General features: G+C 46.2%; 18 protein-coding genes and 1 other RNA gene. 18 read left to right on the plus strand and 1 reads right to left on the minus strand.

Annotation, left to right across the window (positions count from 1 at the left end; all coding sequences use genetic code 11):
- The first annotated feature begins 1 nt into the window (after position 1).
- The 16 genes from ACUYLD_RS19770 to rnpB all read left to right on the plus strand — a co-directional run bounded on the left by ACUYLD_RS19770 (position 2) and on the right by rnpB (position 16,915).
- Positions 2–973: a PhoH family protein gene (locus ACUYLD_RS19770; RefSeq protein ID WP_029517794.1), complete on the plus strand. Its 972-nt coding sequence runs from the start codon at positions 2–4 to the stop codon at positions 971–973.
- Positions 974–1,065: 92 nt separating this feature from the next.
- Positions 1,066–3,312, plus strand: coding sequence for an HD family phosphohydrolase (locus ACUYLD_RS19775; RefSeq protein WP_039272278.1), 2,247 nt, complete (start codon positions 1,066–1,068; stop codon positions 3,310–3,312).
- A 55-nt stretch (positions 3,313–3,367) separates the two neighbouring features.
- Positions 3,368–3,865, plus strand: a complete 498-nt coding sequence (gene ybeY / locus ACUYLD_RS19780; RefSeq protein ID WP_025722123.1) for an rRNA maturation RNase YbeY — start codon at positions 3,368–3,370, stop codon at positions 3,863–3,865.
- Positions 3,865–4,239, plus strand: a complete 375-nt coding sequence (locus ACUYLD_RS19785) for a diacylglycerol kinase family protein (RefSeq protein WP_039272277.1) — start codon at positions 3,865–3,867, stop codon at positions 4,237–4,239. The genes ybeY and ACUYLD_RS19785 overlap by 1 nt, the downstream gene beginning before the upstream one ends.
- A gap of 49 nt (positions 4,240–4,288) precedes the next feature.
- Entirely contained in the window at positions 4,289–5,191 is a 903-nt protein-coding gene (era, locus tag ACUYLD_RS19790; RefSeq protein WP_039272276.1) for a GTPase Era, read from the plus strand.
- A gap of 512 nt (positions 5,192–5,703) precedes the next feature.
- On the plus strand, positions 5,704–5,841 hold the full coding sequence (locus tag ACUYLD_RS19795; protein ID WP_013372137.1) for a YqzL family protein: 138 nt from the start codon (positions 5,704–5,706) through the stop codon (positions 5,839–5,841).
- A gap of 42 nt (positions 5,842–5,883) precedes the next feature.
- Positions 5,884–6,636, plus strand: a complete 753-nt coding sequence (recO, locus tag ACUYLD_RS19800; protein WP_013311133.1) for a DNA repair protein RecO — start codon at positions 5,884–5,886, stop codon at positions 6,634–6,636.
- Between the two features lie 403 nt (positions 6,637–7,039).
- Positions 7,040–7,927, plus strand: coding sequence for a glycine--tRNA ligase subunit alpha (gene glyQ, locus ACUYLD_RS19805; protein ID WP_023989480.1), 888 nt, complete (start codon positions 7,040–7,042; stop codon positions 7,925–7,927).
- The gene (gene glyS, locus ACUYLD_RS19810) at positions 7,920–9,995 is read left to right on the plus strand and encodes a glycine--tRNA ligase subunit beta (protein ID WP_446675796.1); all 2,076 of its coding nucleotides are present in this window, start codon (positions 7,920–7,922) and stop codon (positions 9,993–9,995) included. Before glyQ ends, glyS begins: the two co-directional genes overlap by 8 nt.
- A gap of 121 nt (positions 9,996–10,116) precedes the next feature.
- On the plus strand, positions 10,117–10,593 hold the full coding sequence (locus tag ACUYLD_RS19815) for a YaiI/YqxD family protein (protein WP_446675797.1): 477 nt from the start codon (positions 10,117–10,119) through the stop codon (positions 10,591–10,593).
- Entirely contained in the window at positions 10,586–12,460 is a 1,875-nt protein-coding gene (dnaG, locus tag ACUYLD_RS19820) for a DNA primase (protein ID WP_446675798.1), read from the plus strand. Before ACUYLD_RS19815 ends, dnaG begins: the two co-directional genes overlap by 8 nt.
- Positions 12,461–12,503: 43 nt before the next feature.
- Positions 12,504–13,637: an RNA polymerase sigma factor RpoD gene (gene rpoD / locus ACUYLD_RS19825; RefSeq protein WP_007431230.1), complete on the plus strand. Its 1,134-nt coding sequence runs from the start codon at positions 12,504–12,506 to the stop codon at positions 13,635–13,637.
- Between the two features lie 87 nt (positions 13,638–13,724).
- Complete coding sequence (locus ACUYLD_RS19830; protein WP_446675799.1) at positions 13,725–14,564, plus strand: hypothetical protein; 840 nt, start codon at positions 13,725–13,727, stop codon at positions 14,562–14,564.
- The gene (locus tag ACUYLD_RS19835) at positions 14,561–15,322 is read left to right on the plus strand and encodes a tRNA (adenine(22)-N(1))-methyltransferase (RefSeq protein WP_446675800.1); all 762 of its coding nucleotides are present in this window, start codon (positions 14,561–14,563) and stop codon (positions 15,320–15,322) included. The genes ACUYLD_RS19830 and ACUYLD_RS19835 overlap by 4 nt, the downstream gene beginning before the upstream one ends.
- Complete coding sequence (locus tag ACUYLD_RS19840; RefSeq protein WP_446675801.1) at positions 15,298–16,413, plus strand: Nif3-like dinuclear metal center hexameric protein; 1,116 nt, start codon at positions 15,298–15,300, stop codon at positions 16,411–16,413. The genes ACUYLD_RS19835 and ACUYLD_RS19840 overlap by 25 nt, the downstream gene beginning before the upstream one ends.
- Before the next feature lie 103 nt (positions 16,414–16,516).
- An RNA gene (gene rnpB / locus ACUYLD_RS19845) (RNase P RNA component class A) lies at positions 16,517–16,915 on the plus strand.
- A 410-nt stretch (positions 16,916–17,325) separates the two neighbouring features.
- Here rnpB and ACUYLD_RS19850 read toward each other — a convergent pair.
- Positions 17,326–18,546 carry an aminotransferase-like domain-containing protein gene (locus ACUYLD_RS19850; RefSeq protein WP_446675802.1) on the minus strand — a complete coding sequence of 407 codons (1,221 nt, stop codon included), beginning with the start codon at positions 18,544–18,546 and terminating at the stop codon, positions 17,326–17,328.
- A 116-nt stretch (positions 18,547–18,662) separates the two neighbouring features.
- On the opposite strand from ACUYLD_RS19850, the gene pdxR reads away from it, so the two are divergent.
- Complete coding sequence (pdxR, locus tag ACUYLD_RS19855) at positions 18,663–20,138, plus strand: MocR-like pyridoxine biosynthesis transcription factor PdxR (RefSeq protein WP_446675803.1); 1,476 nt, start codon at positions 18,663–18,665, stop codon at positions 20,136–20,138.
- Positions 20,139–20,226: 88 nt separating this feature from the next.
- A complete protein-coding gene (locus tag ACUYLD_RS19860; protein ID WP_081112406.1) occupies positions 20,227–20,457 on the plus strand; it encodes a hypothetical protein in 231 nt (76 codons plus the stop codon).
- Positions 20,458–20,560: the final 103 nt, after the last annotated feature.

Below are 20,560 nucleotides of genomic sequence, written 5' to 3' on the forward strand. Positions count from 1 at the left end.
TTTGGCAGAACAACAACGCAGCATACAAATTGCATTGAACAATGCGGGAGAAGGACAGGCGTTATTTGGCCCGCAGGATTCCTTTTTAAAATTAATCGAAGCCGCTATTCCAGCAAAAATAGCATCTCGTGAGGCAGAAGTTAATGTTTTTGGTAATGCACACGAGGTGGAAGTGCTCGAACAATTGTTCGATGTATTACTCCAGTTAATTCGCAATGGGTATATACTGACCGAAAGGGACGTCCATTATGCGATTGAATTGGCCAAAGATTTGCGCGCTGATCAGCTGCTCGATTTGTTCAAGGGTGAAATTACGACGACGTTCCGGGGTAAACCGATTCGCGTCAAAACGATTGGACAAAAGCACTATGTAACCACGATTAAGAAACGCGATATTGTATTTGGAATTGGCCCGGCGGGTACTGGTAAAACCTATCTGGCTGTAGTACTGGCCGTAGCTGCCCTGAAGGAAGGTTCAGTCAAGCGAATTGTACTGACTCGTCCTGCGGTGGAAGCAGGTGAAAATTTAGGTTTTTTACCAGGGGATTTACAGGAAAAGGTTGATCCGTATTTACGCCCATTGTATGATGCCCTATACGATGTGATGGGCCCAGAGCAGACTGCAAAGGCACTGGAGCGCGGGTTAATAGAAATTGCTCCTTTGGCTTATATGCGGGGACGTACGCTGGATGATTCATTTATTATTTTGGACGAAGCGCAAAACACCACACCCGAGCAAATGAAAATGTTTTTGACTCGACTTGGCTTCGGCTCCAAAATGGTTATTACCGGCGATGTCACGCAAATTGATTTGCCTCGTGGCAAAAAATCCGGTCTGATTGAAGCGAATGCGATTTTACAAGGGATTGAGGAAATAGGCTTTGTCCAGTTTGCAGAAGAGGATGTTGTCCGTCATTCCCTCGTTCAAAAAATCATTGTTGCTTATGACCGTGTTGCCGAAAATCAAGGATAGCCATTCAATCACGAGTATGGTGTGTACGATCAGAAGTATAAAATGAGCAGTGTAGCTGCCTTGAAAAAGATGATGGAGAGGGATTGTTTTAGATGACCTCGAAGGAATTATCTAAAGGGAAAACGTTCCAGCATAGAATGAATGGATGGAAGTATAGCGTGGCGACACGCTATCTTCTGTTTTTATTTTTGGTGGTTCTTTTTTATGTAGGCTTTGCGTCCAAGCTGCTTCCCGAGCGTTATGATATTCGGGTAAATCAACCGAGTGAAAAGGAAATTGTCGCCCCGATGCAGCTTCCTAACAGTAAGGCGACTTTGAAGGCTCAAGAGGAATCAGCTGAACGTGTGCAGCCCATGTATACCATTGTGCCCGTTCGCAACGATAACCTGATTACTGGTATTTTGGATCGAATTGAACGGCTCAATCAGGATGATCAGGTTTCCAGAGCAGATAAGATTTCGATTTATAAGGATGAGATTCCGCAACGTGCACGGGAATTTGTGCAAAATTTTGTGAATAATAGCCGTAATGCAGATGCCTACCCAGATAAGCTGCTGGATGAAGTGCTGGAAAAAACGAAAGAGCAAACGTACCGAATTCCAGAGGAGACATTCATTAAAATTCCGCGCCTTACATCTGAGGATATTGCTGAAATGCGGCCTGTTGCCCGTGAGATTGTGACAGGGTTGATGAATGATCAAATTACGGATGCTCAGACAGCCCGAGCGAAAGTAGCTGAGCGGGTTAGTACAAGCTCGCTTACTAAGCGTACTTCACGGGAGGTTGTTCAGGAACTTGCAAGGCTTGTGATTACCGCCAACAAGTTTTATGATGATACAGCTACGAAGGACGCCAAGGTACAGGCTCGTGAAGATACACCGACAGTTTACATTAAACAGGGTGAAGTACTCGTCAAGAAGGGTGAGATTATTACCCAGGAAATCTATACACTGCTTGATGAAAATGAATTGCTCAAGGATAAAATCAATTATTGGCCACAATTTGGCCTACTGATGTTGTCTATGATGCTGGCATTGGGCCTGTTTATGTATATTCGTCAATTTCAATCACGAACACGAAACTTCAAGTATAATAATGCGCAGTTGCTCATGCTAGTATTAATCTTTGTGATTACAGTAGGAGCAATGATGTTAATTTCCATACTGCAAAACAGTGAACGTTCCTATCTCGGCTATCTGGCGCCTATCGCGCTTGGAGCTATGCTCGTAACGCTGTTGCTTGATATGTCGTTGGCTTTCGTATGTGCCGTTATATTCAGTATATTGGCAAGTGTTATTTTGAATGTCCGTCAGGGACAAATTTTTGACTTTAATTTTGGATTTTTTGCTATTGTGGTCTGTCTGGCAGCGATTTTCTCTACCCATCGAGCCAGCCAGCGTTCAACACTGTTCAAAGGGGCGATTATGGTATGCCTGTTCGGTGCCCTGTCTGTTTTTTCTCTGGCACTGATTGACCAAGGGAATTGGACTCAAACGACGACGCTCTATGGGGTAGCCTTTGCTTTTGCAGGCGGTCTGATAACAGCAATACTTGTTATAGGGCTAATGCCATTTTTTGAGTCTACTTTTGGTATCTTGTCGGCACTGAAGCTTGTTGAACTGTCGAATCCCAACCATCCATTGCTCCGCAAGCTGCTTACGGAGACACCGGGAACGTATCATCATAGTGTAATGGTGGGTAATCTGTCAGAGGCCGCAGCGGAGGCTATAGGAGCAAACGGCTTGTTGTGCCGGGTTGGTTCGTATTATCATGATATTGGTAAAACCAAGAGGCCTTCGTACTTCATTGAAAATCAAAATGGGTTGGAAAATCCACATGATTCAATAGAGCCCAAGCTTAGCAAATCCATCATTATCGCCCATGCTCGTGACGGCGTGGAAATGCAATTGGATTACAAGCTACCCAAGCCAATTCGCGATATTGCCGAGCAGCACCACGGAACGACATTCTTACACTATTTTTATCACAAGGCGTTGCGTGAGGCTGAAGAGCGGGGGGTGGAGCCTGACTTCACGGAGGATGATTTCCGTTATCCGGGACCGAAGGCTCAGTCTAAAGAGTCTGCTGTGGTGGGAATTGCTGATAGTGTGGAGGCAGCAGTTCGTTCCTTACGGAAGCCGACGGTGGAACAGGTTGAATCCATGATTGAGAAAATTATTAAGAGCCGTCTTGATGATCACCAATTTAACGACTGCGAGCTGACCATGCGGGAGCTTGATATCGTGGCTCAAACCCTCAAGGAAACAGTAATGGGGATTTTCCATTCCCGTATTGAGTATCCAGAGGAAAGGCCCAAGTCTGAAAACGGAAAAGCTTAATATAACTTGTGCATGAAGCACGGGTAGAGCACTAGAATTAAAAGGAGCGGTTGGCATGGGCCTTCAATTAGCTTGGAATAATGAACAAAACGATATGGTAATTAACGAATCTTTAATTACGCTGCTGAACACCTTATTAGAGGAGGCAGGCAGAGTGGAAGGAGTCACAGACGGTGAGGTAGCCCTTACCTTCGTTAATGATGAGCAAATTCATGAGTTGAACAGGGACTATCGGGGAATTGATCGTCCCACCGATGTGTTGTCTTTTGCTATGAAGGAGACACTGGATGAAGAGCTTGAAATTATTTACGAACCGAATGAAGAAAATTCATTGAATGATGTACCGGATGTTCTGGGGGATATTATAATCTCTGTACAGACAGCGCAAGCTCAGAGCGAAGAATACGGACATTCCATTGAGCGTGAAATCGGTTTTTTGTTTGTTCACGGCTTTCTGCATCTGTTAGGCTATGATCATCAGGATGATGTGAGTGAAGCTGAAATGATGGGCAAACAGGAAGCTGTACTGGCTCAAGCGGGGTTGACAAGGTAATGAGACGTCAGCCTTGGAGAATGACCTTTCGCTATGCTGCAGAAGGCGTGATGTATGCTCTGCGTACGCAAGTCAATATGCGGATACATGTGGCCGTGGCGTTCCTTGTCATTGTAGCAGGCTTAACTCTGCACATCTCCCGGCTCGACTGGTTATTCGTCTGCGTGGCTATCGCTATAGTCATTGTAGCCGAACTGTTCAACACCGCTGTTGAAGCGGCGGTGGATCTCATCTCACCTGATATTCATCCGCTGGCCAAAGCGGCTAAAGACACCGCCGCCGGAGCCGTGCTCCTGGCAGCGGTTTTTGCTGTAATTATTGGTATATTTGTGTTTTATAGGCCTATGTTGACGTTAATTAGTTCGCTGTTTTAATGGAAAAACCAAAATAAAATAGGTGCTTAATCGCGCTGGAGGAAATGAAATGGCTAAGAAACACTTTAAATCAGGCTTTGTCGCAATTGTTGGCAGACCCAATGTCGGAAAATCAACACTGATGAACCACGTCATTGGGCAGAAGATCGCCATTATGTCAGACAAGCCGCAAACTACACGCAACAAAATTCACGGCGTATTTACTACGGAGGACACGCAAATTGTATTTTTGGATACACCCGGGATTCATAAGCGCCAGTCAAAATTAGGCGATTACATGAATCAGACTGCTTTTAATACGTTGGGTGAAGTAGAAGCGGTACTTTTTCTTATTGACGCTGCTGAAGGCCTGGGCGGTGGCGACCGTTTTATTGCGGAACAGCTTAAACAAGTAAAAACGCCAGTTATCTTGGTGCTGAATAAAATTGATCGCATTGAGCCGGAAGCGTTGTTGCCCCTGATTGAGCAGTATCGCAAGTTGTATGACTTTGCAGAAATCGTACCGATCTCGGCCAAAATGGGCAACAATGTAAACACCCTGCTGGAGCAGGTGCAAAAATACTTGCCAGAAGGTCCGCAATATTATCCGGATGATCAAATTACCGACCATCCTGAACAGTTTGTTATTGCCGAGTTGGTACGGGAAAAAATTCTGCATATGACACGTGAGGAAGTACCCCATTCTATTGCGGTTATGATTGAAGACATGAAAGTGCAGGATAATGGGGTAGTGCATATTATGGCTGTTATTTTTGTAGAGCGTGACTCCCAGAAGGGGATCATTATCGGCAAACAGGGAGCCATGCTCAAAGAGGTGGGCAAACAGGCCCGCCAGGATATCCAAAACCTGCTAGGCTCCAAGATTTTCCTGGAACTTTGGGTTAAGGTAAAAAAAGACTGGCGCAACCAGGACCGCGTCCTTCGTGACCTTGGCTTCCATCGCGACGCTTAAAAACAGAATTCGATTCTACGTTACTTTAGTTCAAGGGTTTATTGAGGCTAAAAAAATTGATATTAAATATGTATAGTTGTTGTAAGCATCATAAAAAAGCCGTCCGATCTCTATGACTGAGATAAGTAACAGTCTTCTGGTCATTCAAAGCGCCGCGCATATGCGGCGCTTAACTCTTGCTCTTTTTTACCCTTTTCGTCGAGTGATGAAATAACGAACGTTTTAAAAAAGGTTATCTGTATGCACGTTGTAGCGGAGCGAAGGCTTTGAAACTGAAGAAGCGATAGCGTTCGCCTTTACCCCCGAATTTAACCCTTTGTATGTTTGTACATTCAAATAAATTCGGGGGTAACAGCGATCGTAAGATCAAATCATTTGCGAAGCGGCATTCCAATCTACATACAGCAGCCTTTTTTAACGCAATCCATTTATTTCATCGCATACTTCTCCCCTCTTCGCATCATCCTATTTTTGAGATGCAAACGTCATTTCCGAAGAAAGGATGAATACGATTGCGAGATTTTTCGTGGAAGTATTTTGCGATGACTGGAGATGTCGGTGCGTATCTGTTATATCGGGAGAGCGCCGTGACAAGGGAGCAAGACACGGATGAGGGAGAGTCGGACGAGCATGAAGAAGCCCGTGAATAGTACAAGCCACTGGCTTCTTCGCGAATGTTTGGGGGAAGAGGCATGCTTTACAGGGTGGAAGGAATCGTCATCCGCAGCATGGATTACGGTGAGGGGAACAAAATTATTACGCTTTGCACCGAAAGCGGAGGCAAAGCAGGCGTGCTGGTCAGAGGTGCAAAAAAGTCCAAAAGCCGTCACGCTGCTTTAACGCAGCCGTTTACGTACGGTGAATTCGTTTTTTTTCGAAACACAGGCTTAGGCACGTTGAATGCCGGTGAAATCATCCAATCCCACCATACATTACGCGAGGATATTACTAAGGCTGCTTACGCTTCTTATGCTTGTGAATTACTCGATCGGGTGTTACAGGATGAGGAAACAGGTGCGTTCTGGTTTAAGCAACTAAAAGCATGTTTGGAGGCGCTGGAGAGTGGCAAAGATCCGCTGATCGTCATGAGTATTTATGAATTTAAAATATTGCAGGCGGCCGGATATGCTCCTCAGCTTGATGCATGTATTTCAAGTGGCCAACAATGTGCTGATGAAGATATGTTTGTCAGTCCGAGGCTAGGCGGAGTTTTGTGCCGAAGCTACAAGCATTTTGATCCAGCTGCATTGAGCGTGACTCCACGTACATTGAAGTTGCTGCGCTTGTTCGCCAGAATGGATTTGAATCGGCTCGGCAACATTGACGTGAAGGACTCCACTAAGCTGGAGATCAAACATGTCATGCGTCAGTTCATGGATATGCAGTTGGAGGTCAAGCTGAAATCCCGCAATTTCTTGGATCAGCTCGACAAGTACGATATGTGAAACGCCCTATTCTCTTGACTGTATTGCTGAAAACGTGTAATATCCTACTATATATCTCCTTCGGGAGCAGATGCATTGAACGAGAAAGTAGCGGGATGTATTCTCTGTAATTAGCGAGTTGGGGACGGTGTAAGCCCAGCGGGGATTCTTCGTGAACAAGGCACTCGGGAGCATCTGAATGGACACGGAAAAGAGGATTACGATCTGATTGGTGATGTAGGATCGCAATCAAGTAGGGTGGAACCGCGGGAGTCAGCTCTCGTCCCTACGTCTGTACAGGCGTAGAGGCGGGGGCTTTTTGCTGTCTCTAGCAAGGCTTTTGGGATAAAATAGCCCTGTACATACGAGCTTAATGAGAAGAAATCACCAACATTTGAGGGAAGTAGAAAGGGAGCGTGTACCAATGAATTTTCAGCAGATGATTTTAACGCTGCAACAATTTTGGGCTGAACACAACTGTATTATTGTACAGCCGTATGACACGGAAAAAGGGGCAGGCACGATGAACCCAATGACGTATTTACGTTCGATCGGACCTGAGCCGTGGAATGTAGCTTATGTTGAGCCTTCTCGTCGTCCGTCAGACGGACGTTATGGTGAGAACCCGAATCGTCTGTATCAGCATCATCAGTTCCAAGTAGTTTTGAAGCCTTCACCGGATAACATTCAGGAATTGTATTTGGAGAGTTTGAGCCGTTTGGGCATTAACCCTCTGGAGCATGATATTCGTTTCGTTGAAGACAACTGGGAAGCACCGACGTTGGGAGCGTGGGGCTTAGGTTGGGAAGTATGGCTGGACGGTATGGAAATTACCCAATTCACCTATTTCCAGCAAGTGGGCGGTATTGATGCCAGTCCGGTTGCCGTAGAAATCACGTATGGTATGGAGCGTCTTGCTTCCTACATCCAGGACAAGGAGAATGTGTTCGATTTGGAGTGGGTCAATGGAATCACGTACGGTGATGTTTTCCACCAGCCTGAATTTGAGCATTCCAAGTATACGTTCGAAGTATCTGACGTCAAAATGCTCTTTACTCTTTTTAATATGTACGAAGAAGAGGCAAATAAAGCGATGGCGCAGCATCTTGTATTTCCAGCCTATGATTATGTGCTGAAATGTTCTCATGCGTTCAACTTGCTGGACGCTCGCGGAGCGATCAGCGTGACGGAACGGACTGGGTTTATTATACGAGTACGTAATTTGGCGCGTCAGGTGGCTGCGACCTATCTAGAGGAGCGCGAGAAGCTGGGCTTCCCGCTGTTGAAGAAAGGAGGTGCGGCAAATGTCTAAGGATTTATTGTTTGAGATCGGGTTGGAAGAAGTCCCTGCACGTTTTATCCCGAATGCGATTCAGCAGTTGAAGCAGCGTATGACGGCGTGGCTTGACAGCTCGCGTATTGCTTATGGTGCTGTAGAGGCTTATGCTACACCTCGCCGTTTGGCGGTACTTGTCAAGGAAGTAGCGGAGAAGCAAGAAGATATTAACGAAGAAGTTAAAGGTCCTTCCCGCAAAATCGCACTCGACGAAGCTGGTAACTGGAGCAAGGCTGCACTAGGCTTTGCTCGCAGCCAAGGTGTTGATCCTGAACAGTTCACATTCAAGGAGCTTGGAGGCGTGGAATATATTTACGCCACTAAGAGCAGCATAGGAGTACCAACAGCGGATGTACTATCCGAAGGTTTATTGCACATTTTACATGCCATGACATTCCCTAAATTCATGCGCTGGGCAAGTTATGACTTTAAATTTGTTCGTCCGATCCGCTGGTTGATTGCCTTGTTTGGTAACGATATTGTTAATTTGGAGATTGCTGGCGTGAAGTCAGGAAATGTGACAAGAGGGCATCGTTTCCTGGGACAGGATGCCGTTGTAGCAAGTCCAGCTGACTATGTTGAAGTACTTCGCAAGCAGCATGTCATTGTGGACATTGAGGAACGTCAAACGCTTATTGTAAAGCAAATTGAAGCGCTGGCTGCCGAAAAAGATTGGACGATTGCGGTCAAGGATGATCTGCTGGAAGAAGTGCTGTATTTGGTGGAAACCCCAACAGTACTGTTCGGAGGTTTTGATCCTGCGTTCCTGAACATTCCGAAGGATGTACTTATTACTTCCATGCGTGAACATCAACGCTATTTCCCAGTGCTGGATCGCACAGGAGAGCTACTGCCATACTTTGTTACGGTACGTAACGGAGGAAGTCAATCGCTGGAAGTCATTGCTAAAGGGAATGAAAAAGTATTGCGTGCGCGGCTGTCTGATGCCAAATTCTTTTATGAAGAAGATCAGAAGCTGGAAATTAAAGATGCACTCTCCAAACTGGAAAGTATCGTTTTCCACGAAGAGCTGGGAACGGTTGGAGACAAAGTGCGCCGAATTCGCCGTATTGCTGATGCTCTGGCAGAGAAACTTCACGTTTCCTCAGATACACAGGAATCGGTTAGTCGAGCAGCGGATATTTGTAAATTTGACCTGGTAACACAAATGGTATATGAGTTCCCTGAACTGCAAGGTGTGATGGGTGAGGATTATGCTCGTAAGGCTGGAGAGAAGGAAGAAGTGGCGAGAGCGGTGTTTGAGCATTACCAACCGCGTTATGCAGGAGAAACGGTTCCTTCAACGAATGCTGGAGCGATTGTAAGTATCGCAGACAAGATAGATACCATTACAGGATGCTTCTCCATCGGTATTATTCCAACAGGTTCACAGGACCCTTACGCGCTTCGTCGTCAGGCAGCAGGTATTGTGCAGATCTTGTTGGATCGTAAGCTTTCGGCTACGTTATCTGATGTGTTCAATATCGCGCTCGATGTGCACGGCAACCTTGGAAATATGAAACGTTCCGCAGATGAAATACGTAAAGAATTACATGAGTTTTTCGGATTACGGGTGAAGAAACTATTGTCTGAGACACTTCGCTATGACGTTGTGGATGCTGTGCTTGCAGCTGGATATGACGATGTTGCTTCCGTTGTTAACCGCGGAACTGCATTAATGACTGCCGTACAAACAGGTGAGGTATTCAAAGCAACAGTTGAATCCTTTAATCGTGTAGGGAATCTGGCTGCTAAAGCAGTGCATAAGTTAGTTAATACGAGTGAGTTTACGGAGCAAGGCGAAAAAACGCTTTACGAAGCATGGTCTAGCGCTTATGAATCTTATAGCGTAGCTTTACAGGAAGGTGATGCGACACGAGCGTTAGCGCTTGCTTCATCTATTACCCCTGCGGTGACGGCATTCTTTGATTCCGTTATGGTTATGGCTGAGGATGATGCTGTTCGTAATAATCGTTTGGCATTGCTGGCTGCTATTGACTCAGAACTGAAGCGTTTTGCCGATTTTTCCAAGCTTGTAGTTTAAACGTCAGTTGTGGTAGTATGAACAACTTGAAAAAATGGGTATAAATATACGGAACGGTGTAAGAGTAATCTTGCAGCCGTTCCGTATTTTACTCGAATGCGGATGGAGATGGGGGATGCTCATGGAGGAAACCGGAACTTTACTGGATGTGCGGATCGTTGTTGACGGGGACGCTTGTCCTGTTAAAAGTGAAATTGCGGAGATAGCTTCCCGTTTTCATATTGAGGTTATTATGGTATCTTCATATGATCATCTCATTCAGGGCAGCAAAGGCGTAAGCGTCGTTAAAGTAGACCGAAGCGACCAAAGTGCCGATCTCTATATTGCCAATCATATCCGCCGCGGAGATATTGTAACCACCAATGATTATGGTCTTGCTGCACTTGCCTTGGCAAAAGGTTGTGAAGTGATGTCTTTTCGCGGAGCTATGTATCGAAACGATTCGATAGATTTCATGCTTGACCGACGTCATACTTCTGCCAAAGAACGGAAAAAAGGACGTTATGGAAAAGGTCCTAAACCGTTTACATTAGAGGATCGTGAAGTTTTTCAACATAAACTGACAAAACTTTTACTTCGCTTGCAGGAGAATGAGTAACGGTATCGAATTATATTTACGTGCTAAAGAGATGAAGGTGGTTAATATGAGTGCCGGACAAGGCAACATACCGGACGATATCATTGAGTCGGTTTTACAACATCATGATATTGTAGATACGGTAAGCAAGTACGTGCATTTGACCAAGCAGGGGAAATATATGAAAGGCCTCTGTCCTTTTCATTCCGAAAAAACCCCTTCATTCACCGTGACACCGGATCGTCAGATTTTTTACTGCTACGGCTGCGGCGCGGGAGGCAATGCCATCAAATTTATGATGGAAATCGAAGGACTATCCTTTCCCGAAGCTGTCAGGACAATGGCAGAAGAAAGTCATATCCCGCTCGGCGAATGGCAGGGACGTGATTCATCGCATCAGCATCCTGAGTTGGACAGGCTGTTGCAAGCGTATGAGTTAACTTCTAAGATGTACCATTTTTTGCTTAAAAATACGGAGCACGGCAAACCAGCCATGGAATACTTGCGCTCACGGGGATTCAGTGACAAGATCATTGATCAATTTCAAATTGGCTATGCACCCAACCGATGGGATACGATCGTTCAGTTTCTGGAGAAGCGTTCTTTTGATCCCTTGGAGATGGAAAAGGGAGGGCTTATTTCTCCCCGGCATGAGGGTGATGGATATGTGGATCGATTCAGAGATCGTATCATGTTTCCTATTTGGAATCGCAACGGAAAAGTTATTGCCTTTGCAGGCCGTATACTTGGTGAGGGACAGCCGAAGTATTTGAATTCACCGGAGACCAAGCTATTCAACAAGAGCCGAACGCTGTACAATCTCCATCATGCTAAAACCTCAATTCGCAAGCTACGCCAAAGTGTTCTTTTTGAGGGCTATGGTGATGTTATCTCGGCGTGGGAAGCTGGCGTACAAAACGGGGTGGCCGCCATGGGCACTGCTCTAACGGAGCACCATGCTACGATGTTAAAAGGACTGTGCGACGAGGTTATTATTTGTTATGATGGTGACCGGGCAGGACAAGCTGCTGCGCTTAAAAATTTTCCGCTGTTGGAAAATGCGGGGCTTCACGTGAAAGTAGCGCTGGTCAGTGACGGTATGGACCCGGATGATTTTATCCGGCAATACGGCGGCGAACGATTCCAGCGCCAAATTATCGAAAGTGCTGTTTCAACGGTGAAATTTAAGCTTATATATCTGAAAAAAAACCATATACTGCAAGAGGAAGAAGGAAGAATCGCGTATTCCCGCGAAGCATTAAATGTCATTGCACCTCTGTCATCCCCGACCGAGCGGGAAGTGTATTTGCGCGAAGTATCATCCGAAGTCAAGGTGGATTTTGAAACCTTGAAGCAAGAATGCAATTTACTCCGTCAATCCCTGCAAAAAAAACAGAACTTTGGGGATAATAACGAAAATGGGTGGAATAATGGTAGGCATAAAAAAGGGCAGGTCTCCACACCTAATCTGTTGCCAGCTTACCATGTGGCTGAACGCAGGCTGCTTCACTGGATGATGCAGGATTTAGAAGCTGCAGAGTATGTAGAAAAGCATCTGGGCGACGCCTTTAATATTGAGGATCATGCAGCAATTGCTGCTTATCTATATGCCTATTACGCGCAAGGGAAGTTACCGGATACAAGCCGTTTTATTTCATCTTTGCAAGACGACCGACTGGAGAAGAACGTAAGTTCGATCATGATGATGGATGCTCCAGGCGTATGGGCACCGCACATTTTGGATGATTATATTCATCAAGTGCGAAAATTTCCATTGCAGGAGCAACTGGATTTGAAAAGGGAAGAAATGAGAGCCGCTGAGCGCTTAGGTGACTTTTTGCGCGCAGCACAAATTGCAAGTGAGATTATAGCCCTAGAGAGACAATGAACACACAGAGGTCGGATGTTTCTAGGGAGGAGGGAGTCGAAAGATGGCGAATGATCAGCATACTGAACTGGAGACGGAACTAACACTGGATCAGGTTAAAGATCAACTGATTGAGTTGGGTAAAAAAAGTTCTTCTCTGAACTACAAAGATATCATGGAAAAACTGTCGCCGTTTGATCAGGACCCCGAGCAAATGGATGAGTTTTATGAGCAGCTGGGTGACTTGGGGATTGAGGTTGTGAATGACAACGACGAAGAAGTTACCAGATTGCGTCAAAATGACGACCCTGAAAACAATGATGGGGATGATTTTAATTTCGATGACGATCTGAGCCTGCCTCCCGGTATTAAAATTAATGACCCGGTCCGGATGTACTTGAAGGAAATCGGTCGTGTACCGTTGCTTTCTGCTGATGATGAGGTGGAGCTTGCCAAACGGATCAATAACGGCGATGAAGAAGCTAAGCGTCGGTTGGCAGAAGCGAACTTGCGTCTGGTTGTAAGTATTGCCAAACGTTATGTTGGTCGCGGAATGCTTTTCCTGGATCTGATTCAGGAAGGTAATATGGGTTTGATTAAGGCAGTAGAAAAATTTGATTACGAAAAAGGCTTTAAATTCAGTACGTATGCAACCTGGTGGATTCGTCAGGCCATTACGCGCGCAATAGCCGATCAGGCGAGAACGATCCGTATTCCGGTGCATATGGTGGAAACGATCAATAAGCTGATTCGCGTATCGCGTCAACTGTTGCAAGAGCTGGGGCGCGAACCTACGCCGGAAGAAGTGGCTGCCGAGATGGAGCTGAGCGTGGAAAAAGTACGGGAGATTATGAAAATTGCCCAAGAACCGGTTTCATTGGAAACACCAATTGGTGAAGAGGATGACTCACATCTGGGGGATTTCATTGAGGATCAGGAAGCATTGGCGCCTGCAGATGCGGCTGCCTATGAACTTCTGAAGGAACAGCTTGAGGATGTACTGGATACGTTGACCGAACGGGAAGAGAATGTTTTGCGTCTCCGCTTTGGTTTGGACGACGGAAGAACCAGAACTCTTGAAGAAGTTGGTAAAGTGTTCGGTGTTACACGTGAACGTATTCGTCAGATTGAGGCCAAAGCGCTGCGTAAGTTGCGCCATCCAAGCCGCAGTAAGCGACTGAAGGATTTCCTCGAATAGAAGCGTAACATTGCGGACCTTCTGCGGCTTGAAGCGCGCAGGGGGTCTTTTTTTATCTCATGGCAGCCTTGGTGGAGGGGAAGAAGCTTGGACCAGGAGAAAAAACGGGCAATACTGTTACATGAAATTGAGCATTGGCGGCGAAGTCGGCTGCTCCCTGAGCAATATTGCGATTTTTTGTCTAACCTGTATCGGGAGGACGAAGATCCGTCGCAGAGCCAGAACCGTAACAACACCGGGCTGCTTACATATCTTAGACACGGGCATGGGATCGCCTGGCTTCTTGGTTTTGTCATTATTTCCTGCATTTGTTTGATCGGTTTTTATTTTACCGCTTTTCCGTTGGCAATGCAAATATTCTCGGCAAGTGCAGTTACTACGATTTGCTATGGAGTGGCCGCATTTTGGCGGTCTTCCGAAAAGAGTATGAGTGCGATGTTGAGCACTTTAGGCAGTGCGATTATGCTGGGTTCGGGTGTGTGGATCATTCAGCTCCATCAAGGTGAAGCTAAGGTTTGGTTTCTTTTTCTCGTAGGCCTATGCGGTGTAGTATGGTGTCTTGTGGGATTAACTTTGCGGATCAGCTTACTTCATTACTGTGGTCTTGCTGGGCTGCTTTTAGTGTACGCGGTCCTTATAGGCCGCTACTGGCCTACAGCAACTTTAGTGATGCTTGAGGCCTTTTGGATTTTGCACGCAGTATTGTTGATCTGGTTAAGCTGGTGGGTACATCGCCGCTTTCCGCGTCTCGCTTTGGTTTATTTCGCTATAGGCATGACACTAGCATTTATGGCTGAAGCAGACATGATTATCCTGCGCCATCAAGCAGCGGGAGATGTGGTGTTTTACAGCATACTGAAGTTGGCATTTGTTGTAGGGATTTTATTTTGGACTCGAAAAAAATGGATTACGTGGGTGACGTCATGAAACTTTCTCAACGATTACAATATATTATGGAACAAATTCCTGCCGGGAGCAGATTTGCGGATATTGGCTCGGATCATGGACTGCTCCCTGTGGCTGCAGTGCGTAGTGGCAGAGTACCGCAAGCCGTGGCGGGTGAAGTCAACGATGGGCCGTTGCGTGCGGCTCAAAAGCAGGTGGCCGAAGCAGGTCTTACTAATCGCATTGCGGTTAGAAAGGGAGATGGCTTGGCTGTAATTAAGGCCAATGAGGTTGATGTTATTACAATAGCCGGCATGGGTGGTGCCTTGATCGCTTCCATTCTAGAGCAAGGGAAAGACAAGCTTGTTTCAGTAAAACAACTTGTTCTACAGCCTAACGTAGGCGAGGATATTTTACGCCGATGGCTCATTGAACATCAATGGGTACTAACAAGTGAACATATTATGGAAGAAGACGGAAAAATATATGAGATTCTGACGGCAGTACCTGATTCGGTAAGCCCACTGAAACAGGGTGAGCTGTATCAACCATGGAAACTTCCCGATAGTTCGCTGGTACTGACACAGGATTTGTTGATGCAACTTGGACCGCTATTGGTTAAAGCACCGAATGAAATCTTTTTTTATAAATGGAAATTGGAGATTCGCAAGCTTCAGGATGTGCTGGCACAAGTGGCACGGTCAGATCAGGAATCCGCACAGCATAAGCGGGAACAATTGCGCAAGCAAATTGAACAGCTAGAGGAGGTACTTGCATGTTTGCCAAAGGACAGACAGTAATTAGCTACATGGAGCAGCTGGCTCCAAAATACTTGGCAGTTCCAGACGATAGAATCGGGCTTCAGCTGGGTAGTCTGCAAAAGGAAATCAAAAGCATATTAGTAGCCCTGGATGTTAATGATGAGGTTGTCGAAGAGGCAATCCGCATAAAAGCTGACCTCATTATTGCGCATCATGCGATTATATTCCGCCCTCTTAAAGCTTTGAACACGGATCAGCCTGCGGGCAGATTGTATGAAAAGCTGATCAAGAATGATATTGCTGTTTACATCAGTCATACGAATCTGGATACGGCTGAGGACGGCATGAATGACTGGATGGCGGAAGCACTGGGTATTCAAAGTGAAGGTACGCTGGAGGATGTTCACACCGAGCAATTGTTCAAGCTTGTCGTTTTCGTACCCAAAACACATCATCAACGGGTACTGGATGCCGTACTGGGAGCGGGAGCTGGACATATTGGCAACTACAGCCATTGCAGCTTTAACATTGATGGCTACGGAACTTTTGTGCCGGGTGAAGGCACACAGCCGTTTTTGGGTGAGCCGGGTAAAATGGAACGTAGTGAAGAGGTTCGTATTGAGACCATTGTACCGCAGGGTGTACGCAATAAAGTTGTTCGAGCGATGCTGAAGGCTCATCCTTATGAAGAGGTGGCTTATGACCTGTACCATATGGATTTGCAAGGCCGTAGCTTTGGTTTGGGTCGGGTCGGCAAGCTTAAGGAAGCCTGCACGTTACGCGAGTTTGTCGATGTTGTGAAAAACGGTCTCAACGTCGAGCATGTACGTGTGGTGGGCGACTTAGATCGTACGATCAAAAAGGCAGCCGTGCTTGGGGGCTCTGGCAGCCGTTATGTGAACAAGTCGCTTTTTAAGGGGGCTGATGTATTAGTCACGGGGGATATTGACTATCACACGGCTCAGGATGCCCTTATGGCGGGGATTGCTATTATTGATCCTGGACATAACGCTGAAAAGATTATGAAGCCTAAAACTGCAGAGTGGATGCGTAAACGCTTGGCAGAAGGTCGATACTCAACGGAAGTACATGTATCTCAGGTGGAAACTGAACCTTTTCAATTTTTGTAAAACCTCAACGTCTATGAGAAAATAAAGGTGCTTTCTACTTTTTACAATATTTTCAGGGTTGTAACGTGCGCGCGTTCCCTGTATACTATGTAATGTTGTTCGGAAAGTTTGACAGACAATCGCTGGCGGCGTAAGCCGCGAGAGGAAAGTCCGGGCTCCATAGGGCAGGATGCTGGATAACGTCCAGTCAGCGCGAGTTGAAGGATAGTGCCACAGAAATGGACCGCCGATGGCCGCTTGCGGCACAGGCAAGGATGGAACCGAGGTGTAAGAGACCCCGAGGAACGCTGGTGACTTCGTTCCTGGTAAACCCCATCTGGAGCAAGACCTAATGGGACACAGCTTCTTCGCGAAGCAGCCTTAGCCCGAGGCGTGTCTAGGTTGGTCGCTGGAGCTGGATAGCAATGTTCGGCCTAGATAGATGATTGTCGCTTGTAGTGGGAGGGTAGTTCCCGTCTGTACCACGAATAGCACAGAACCCGGCTTACGGAAAACTTTCCCCACTGCAACACCTTAAAATGTAGGAATTTAACTTTTGTAAATGACCTGTTTGCATGAAAGCCTTTAATCCAAATGTATTTATTGAATTAAAAAGGGTGTGTCATATTCCTGTGGGAATCATGACACACCCTTTTTAACATACCGTATTTGCGCAGAAATAGTGCATTTTTAGAATGAAGCCCCCAAGCATAATTACTGGAGGCTTTCATTTTAATTTTTACTCCCTCTACCGTAAAAACGTGCGAGGAAGAGGCACGTAGTCAGCGTAGCAACGCATTTGAATCTGTAGAAGCGAGGCGTGCGGCTTTTGTCCCAGATTCCACCACTATTCAAAATCCAAAAGAATCAGGGATAACAGCAATCGTAAAAACAACGTGAAGCGGGCCTCACGTACGTGTTCTGCCAACTCCATCAGCGTACGCTTTTTACCACACTTTCCTCTGTGTACATCTTCAGTGCTCGATCCAATCGGTCAACTGCTTTTGGAAGCAGAGAAGGATCGGTATGCGTGAAGTTGATTCGCATATGGTTGCTGCCGCTCAGGTCAGCATAGAAGACTTGTCCAGGCACAAATGCGACTCCTTCCTCAATTGCGAGTTGCAGCAACCGGTCAGAACGGAAGCCCTCAGGTAGGGTAACCCACATAAACATACCGCCAAGTGCATCATTCCATGTGATTCCTTCCCATTGGCGTTCTTTCATCAGCGATGTGAGACGTAGCATACGAGTGTGGTACTCGGCGGACACGGTACGAATATGTCCGTCCAAGTCAAAAAAGTCCAGTAACTCATTCAAAGCACGTTGATCAATACTGCTGGAGTGCAGATCGGCAGATTGTTTGGCATTCGCGACTTTAACGACGATAGCTTGATCGGCTACCAACCATCCAGAGCGAACACCTGGAGCGACAGTTTTAGAGAATGTAGAAGTGTACATTACATGACTGTCTCCACCTAACTGTTGATCAATTGAGAAAAGGGATGGAAAGTTAAGGTTTTCGTCAAATTTAAGACGTCCGTAAGGATCATCTTCAAAAATCAAAGTGCCGTATTTACGGCATAGTTCAACAACGCCTGTTCTGCGTTCCATACTCCAAACACTTCCTGCCGGGTTGGAGAAGGTGGGAATGACATACACGAATTTAGGCTGATGTTTTTTGATCTTGGCTTCAAGATCATCTAATTGCATACCGTTAGAGTCTGTATCTACACTTACAATGTTGGCACCATAGGAATTAAATACCTGAAGAGCGGCCAAATAAGTAGGGGACTCCACCAATACAGTATCCTGCGGATCGAGCAACACACGCGAAACCAGATCAATGGTCTGCTGTGAGCCCGTCGTCATAATGATATTATCTCTGGTGACGGAGATGCCTTGGGATGACATGATTGCTGCAAGACGTTCCCGTAGAGGAATGTAGCCCTCGGTTAGGCCGTATTGAAGAGCGGTAGTACCGCCGAGGCGAAATACCCGCTCATAGGCTTTAGCAACAGCTTCGATGGGGAAAAAGGCATCGGCAGGAAGGCCGCCTGCCAGAGATAACACATCTGTTCCCTGTGTCAGCTTTAAAATGTCCCTTACCATGGACGAGCCCTGGGTACGAGCCATACCCGAAAATTTGTGTTCCAATCCAATCATCTCCTGTGTTCTATACTGTACTATGAAATTTGTTGTATTATATCGATAATGAAGTATAACAGTAAACGTCTAAATGTAACAGTTGATTTTTGGAGGGGACGGTTCCGATGCATATTGATCTCAGCCGCAATAGCAGTGTCAAATTATATTTACAGATTGCCAAAACATTAGCAGATCGCATCCAGTCTGGATTGCTGCCTCAGGGCACAAAGCTTCCGTCTGTCCGTCATCTGTCCAGCCTGCTTGCGGTAAGTCCCGTAACTGTAAGCAAGGCGTATGCTGAGCTGGAGTCTATTCATTTGGTTACCTGTACACAGGGAAAAGGTTGCTATGTAGCGGAGCCTTCGGTAGCTGTTCAACGTGAGGGAGCGCAGGATTTGTCATGGCAAATGTCGCTGATCGATTATTTGCCGCGCGCACAGTTATGGAGAAACTTTAACCATAGCAGACAGGTTCCCTATTCTTTTCATATAGCAGCAATTCAACCGGAGCTTCTTCCTACACGCGAAATCATCGCTGATACTCAACGTCTATCCTCTGGAAATCCCGATGCAATGGCAGCATACGGTACTTTTGAAGGTGATTTAGCGCTGAGGGAAGTGTTTGTAGATCACCTGAACGAACGCGGTATATACACAGTGGCAGAACAGCTGCTCGTGACCAGTGGTGCCCAACAGGGCATTGACCTGGTGGCACGTACCTTTGTTGGTTCTGGTGATGTTGTCTACATGGAGGCTCCTACATATACGGGGGCCATTGATGTGTTTACCAGTCGTGGTGCCAAAGTAATTATGATTCCGATGGATGAGCAGGGCATGCGGATCGATATCCTCACACGTCTTTGCGACACTCATCCCCCAAAACTGATCTACACGATACCCACCTTTCATAATCCTACCGGAGTAACTTTAACGATGGCCAGACGCACACAATTACTGGATCTAGCTCAAAGTTATCATTGTCTCATTGTTGAAGATGATCCATTTTCCGACCTTTATTATAAAACAAAGCCGCCACTCTCTATCAAGGCGCATGACCAGTCCGGACATGTGATATATATCAAAAGCTTTAGCAAAACCGTTGCTCCCGGCTGCCGTATAGCTTGTGTAGCGGCCACGGGCAGTGTAATGGATCGTTTGGTGGCTGCCAAGTCTACAACGGATTTGGGGAGCCCTCTATTAACACAAAAAGCGCTACTGCCCTTTATCAAGAACCGACTTGATCAGCACCTTGTTTGGTTGCGGGAACAAATGCGGGATCGGTTGACAGTCGCATTGCACACGCTCCAGCGCTATGCTCCGCCAGAGGTCAGCTGGTATGCTCCCGAAGGCGGCCTAAATGTGTGGATTAAGCTTCCTCCTAATGTTGATATTCCAGAGTTGGAGCGGCTGGCTGACCGAGAAGGCGTTTCCTTTTTACCTGGGGCAGTATGCTATGCAGGTGGTATGGACAGTAATCATATCCGTATTTCTTTTTCGTATGCGGACAAGGAAACACTTAAAACAGGTCTTCACAAACTGTGCCGTTTGTTGGGTGAACTGCTTGATCGTTCGGTCATTGTTGAGCGGAAGCCTATTTTATAAGGGATATTTGTATTAGGGGGTAAACATCCAAGCACAGCACCTGCCTTCTTAATATGCTGTACTAATTCACCGAAAGGAGTTGCACATTATGAGTCATTGCCCTTACGACCCGATCGTGTGCCCGCCGATCCAATTTGTAAATCATCAATTTTTCCCACAAGTCGTGCCTGTGGTTCATCCGATTGAAATTGTAAATCAGACGCACATTGTACCTGTACCTCATCACGTATTTCCGGTGAGTATAAAGGATCCTGGAGAACCTTGCTGTCATACTCGCAGCCATGGCAAGCGTTCTGTTCGCAGCAGTTCCAAGCGTTAATAAAGCCCAAAAAAGCAGCCATGGAGTGAAGTGACCCCTTAAAGTTAGACAACTATTTTTATGCAACCAGTTGGGCATGAGCTCGGTATTGTACCGGGCTCAT

The sequence above is a fragment of the Paenibacillus sp. SER-28 genome (genome assembly GCF_052906305.1).

Coding starts and splice junctions, on each gene's coding strand:
- ACUYLD_RS19775 (WP_039272278.1), top strand. CDS start 1,066: ATGACCTCGAAGGAATTATCTAAAGGGAAAACGTTCCAGCATAGAATG.
- ybeY (WP_025722123.1), top strand. CDS start 3,368: ATGGGCCTTCAATTAGCTTGGAATAATGAACAAAACGATATGGTAATT.
- ACUYLD_RS19785 (WP_039272277.1), top strand. CDS start 3,865: ATGAGACGTCAGCCTTGGAGAATGACCTTTCGCTATGCTGCAGAAGGC.
- era (WP_039272276.1), top strand. CDS start 4,289: ATGGCTAAGAAACACTTTAAATCAGGCTTTGTCGCAATTGTTGGCAGA.
- recO (WP_013311133.1), top strand. CDS start 5,884: ATGCTTTACAGGGTGGAAGGAATCGTCATCCGCAGCATGGATTACGGT.
- glyQ (WP_023989480.1), top strand. CDS start 7,040: ATGAATTTTCAGCAGATGATTTTAACGCTGCAACAATTTTGGGCTGAA.
- glyS (WP_446675796.1), top strand. CDS start 7,920: ATGTCTAAGGATTTATTGTTTGAGATCGGGTTGGAAGAAGTCCCTGCA.
- ACUYLD_RS19815 (WP_446675797.1), top strand. CDS start 10,117: ATGGAGGAAACCGGAACTTTACTGGATGTGCGGATCGTTGTTGACGGG.
- dnaG (WP_446675798.1), top strand. CDS start 10,586: ATGAGTAACGGTATCGAATTATATTTACGTGCTAAAGAGATGAAGGTG.
- rpoD (WP_007431230.1), top strand. CDS start 12,504: ATGGCGAATGATCAGCATACTGAACTGGAGACGGAACTAACACTGGAT.
- ACUYLD_RS19835 (WP_446675800.1), top strand. CDS start 14,561: ATGAAACTTTCTCAACGATTACAATATATTATGGAACAAATTCCTGCC.
- ACUYLD_RS19840 (WP_446675801.1), top strand. CDS start 15,298: ATGTTTGCCAAAGGACAGACAGTAATTAGCTACATGGAGCAGCTGGCT.
- pdxR (WP_446675803.1), top strand. CDS start 18,663: ATGCATATTGATCTCAGCCGCAATAGCAGTGTCAAATTATATTTACAG.
- ACUYLD_RS19860 (WP_081112406.1), top strand. CDS start 20,227: ATGAGTCATTGCCCTTACGACCCGATCGTGTGCCCGCCGATCCAATTT.